Origin of the sequence: Lacihabitans sp. CCS-44 (assembly GCF_024343735.1) — a bacterium.
GTDB lineage: Bacteria > Bacteroidota > Bacteroidia > Cytophagales > Spirosomataceae > Leadbetterella.
The window spans coordinates 1-3,145 of record NZ_RJUE01000041.1; the positions used below are offsets into that span (position 1 = coordinate 1).

General features: G+C 36.7%; 3 protein-coding genes. 2 read left to right on the top strand and 1 reads right to left on the bottom strand.

Annotated elements, in window-relative coordinates:
• Positions 1 to 531 precede the first annotated feature (531 nt).
• A complete protein-coding gene (locus tag EGI26_RS07235) occupies positions 532 to 1,182 on the top strand; it encodes a hypothetical protein (RefSeq protein ID WP_255077227.1) in 651 nt (216 codons plus the stop codon).
• A 220-nt stretch (positions 1,183 to 1,402) separates the two neighbouring features.
• Positions 1,403 to 1,966, top strand: a complete 564-nt coding sequence (locus EGI26_RS07240) for a hypothetical protein (RefSeq protein WP_255077318.1) — start codon at positions 1,403 to 1,405, stop codon at positions 1,964 to 1,966.
• A 296-nt stretch (positions 1,967 to 2,262) separates the two neighbouring features.
• Here EGI26_RS07240 and EGI26_RS07245 read toward each other — a convergent pair.
• On the bottom strand, positions 2,263 to 3,145 hold an 883-nt coding region (locus tag EGI26_RS07245), incomplete at its 5' end, for a transposase (protein WP_255077363.1).

Here is a 3,145-nt window from a genome sequence, read left to right on the forward strand (position 1 = left end):
AACATTGACGATTTTGTGTTCAACATCCACGATTTTGTATTCAATATTGGCGATTTTGTGTTCAATTCGGGCGGCATTCCAATTACGATTTTGTATTCAATTTTGAGGAATTTCTGTTCGAATTTCATAATTTCTATGACTTAATCCTACGTATTAGACCTAAAGATTGTCTCTATATAAAAATGAAACTGACATAAGGCGTATTTAATCTTTATTCGATTATTGCAGCTCCAAAACTACCGAAATCTACACCCACATAACCACCAAAGGCTTTGATCAAATCGTAAGTCCTTTGGATAAATTAAAACTCAAATAAATGCTTGGAAAGTAGAACTTCGAACAATATATTTGATATTGAAATACATAAAAATCAAAACACAGATATTCTCATGAAAATATTACCGAAACTCCCCAATTTTCACAATAATCTTATTAGCAGCACATTAACAATAAAATCAATCAAAATTTAATAACGATATTACCGAAACTCCAAAAATGAGTTTCGCAAATATACTCGTTGGCAGAAATTTTATGAGCAGAAACGAGAGACTACAAAATAAGCGGGACAGACAGAAAATGCTTGCAATAAAGAAACCGAATGAACTTGTGACGAGACGAGACAGAATTATTGTTATTACAATTTCAATTGCGTTCATATTTCTGTTTCTTTATTTAGCACTTCGTGACAATTCATTGCCAGACAACGAATTAAGTACAATTAATGTTACACTTAAAGACACTCCAAAATATGATGAATACAAAATCAAATCGACGACCTATCGAGATATTATACTGACAACTAAGGAATATCAGCATGAGTTTAAAATTACAGCAATGACTTACAAGGCGACTGACCACAATTCTTTTAAAGCAAATATTAAAGTTGGTGATAGAGTAGGATTAAAAATAAAAAAATCTGAATTGGATAATTTGAATAAAGGTTCTTTTTGGAATGACTATAATGATGTTTATGGACTGAAAAAAGACGGTATTAATTACATTAACCTGGAGCTCAAAACAGAATTGGAAGACAAAGACAGCAAATGGTCTTATTTTTTTGTGGTTGTAGGTATAGTAATGTTACCATACGGTTTTATAAAAAATAAACCATTAATTAGTATGGATAGAGCGGTAACTTTGACAATGATTTTAGGGCTAATTTTGTTGCTAATTTTTGATTAATCGTAAAAAAAACTTCTGCCAACATGGGTTTGTGGCAAGTGGGGGGCTGACTGAAGTTATTGAACAATTGGAATTCTTTTGTACTTTTGTTTCGGCGGACGGAAACCGATTGAACATTGGTAAGTAACTCAACATCAGTAATTTATATCGGCTGACGTTCGGGCGGACGAGTTTCAAAGCCCCCACCTGACCACAAGCCCTGTTCGTTGTGCGTAATATTATGACCCTACGATTTTCAATAGCATTCCTATTTACAGCCTTGACAATTCAATCTTATTCTCAGGTTGACTTTGGCATACGTAAGCAAAAACTTCGACCCATATTCATTGACACGACAAGAGAAAACATTTTTATTTACGAAGTTCCCAATGCTATTCTCTACTTTAAACAGGACGACATAAAAAACTTCATAGACAATCCTGAGAACAAAAATGTCTTAGCAAATTATGGTTATAAAACATTTCAGGACACTTTAATTAAAAAAACTCGACAAATTAAAATCACGGACATATACTTTTACTATGACCAACGTCAACGTGATAGCATTTTCAGACAACAACCAGAAAATGTTTTGACAAAGCAATTAAATGAGGAATTTTATTTTCTTGGTGCAGGACTTATTCTGAGGGGACAGTTTATGGTTTATTCAAAGGCAAATAAAAAATTCATAACCAAAGGACTTGTTGCGAAAAGACAAAAGGGATATTTAGGACAAAGAAACTTGGTGTTTTATTTGCAAGACAAGAGACAGTTTTACGGCATTGTTACATCTCTAGGTGAATAAATACTACGCACAACATTTAGCAGAATAGAAGAAAGACCCCACTAAAGACCCCTTTATATTTGGGGTCTTTTTGCTATTTGGTGTTCGGCGAAACTGGTGCGGTGTCAAAGTCCGTAAAGTAGACACTCATTAGATTTCAGCGGCATTGTCTGTAGGTGTATAAGTAGCTGGTTTTGTAGTTCCGTTTTTGTTTTTCTATTAAAAAGCTGCGTTTTTTATTCAAAAAAGCATAAATCTTCCCTTACCCAATGAATTGAATGAGTTGAGTTATTTTATTATTTCTGTTGTGTGAACCCTCAAAACTCTATTGGCGAAGCTTTGTTTTTGGGTTTTTCTCCAATTGAAATCGTTCCGCCACTTCTGTAATGCGTGGCTACCAACTCCAGATGATGTTCTTTGCATTTTGGACAAACTCTTATGTCAATGCCGTACTTTTCTCTGATGGTCACATACACCGGTATCCGCATCTTGGCGGGTGGTGCGGGTAGATTGAGTTTTTCAAACAATTCTTTAAGCCTTTTGCCTCGGCCGTGGTTTTGTAAATAACCGAAATGACGAATGCGTACGTATCGGAACGGCAATATGTGCTGCTCAAACCGCCTGATAAATTCATCAATGCTTATCGTCATTTCTTTGTGCTCGGCATCGGTGCCTCGGTAGCGGTAGTCTTTGTATTTAAATGTTACAGTTCCTTCTTTTTCGTTGATTTCCAGTATCCTGTGCGGTGTTATGGCCGTTTTATGCGTGTAACGCCCAAGATACTCTAGCACCGTTTTTGGTCCACTGAATGGGCGTTTGGCATATACATTCCAATGTTTCTTGCCTACTTCGTCAATGAGCTTTGTGGTGTCAGTTTCACCAACCTGAAGGCTACCTGATGCCAATAATGCTCTGAGGTTTTTCAAAAAAACCGCCTTGTATATCTTCTGCATAATGGGCTTCGGAAACAAATAGCTCTGGTTTTGGGACTTGTCTGACACCCATTCGCCATTATTCTCGCCACCACCACTCACTATGCAGTGTATGTGTGGATGAAAACTCAAGTTTTGACCCCAAGTATGCAGCACACTTATTATCCCTGGTCTAGCACCCAGAAACTTCGGGTCGGCTCCGAGCTTGAGCAGCGTATAGCTGCTGGACTCAAAAAGCAGATTGTACATCGCCACTCGGTTGCCCATT

Coding starts and splice junctions, on each gene's coding strand:
- EGI26_RS07235 (WP_255077227.1), top strand. CDS start 532: ATGAGCAGAAACGAGAGACTACAAAATAAGCGGGACAGACAGAAAATG.
- EGI26_RS07240 (WP_255077318.1), top strand. CDS start 1,403: ATGACCCTACGATTTTCAATAGCATTCCTATTTACAGCCTTGACAATT.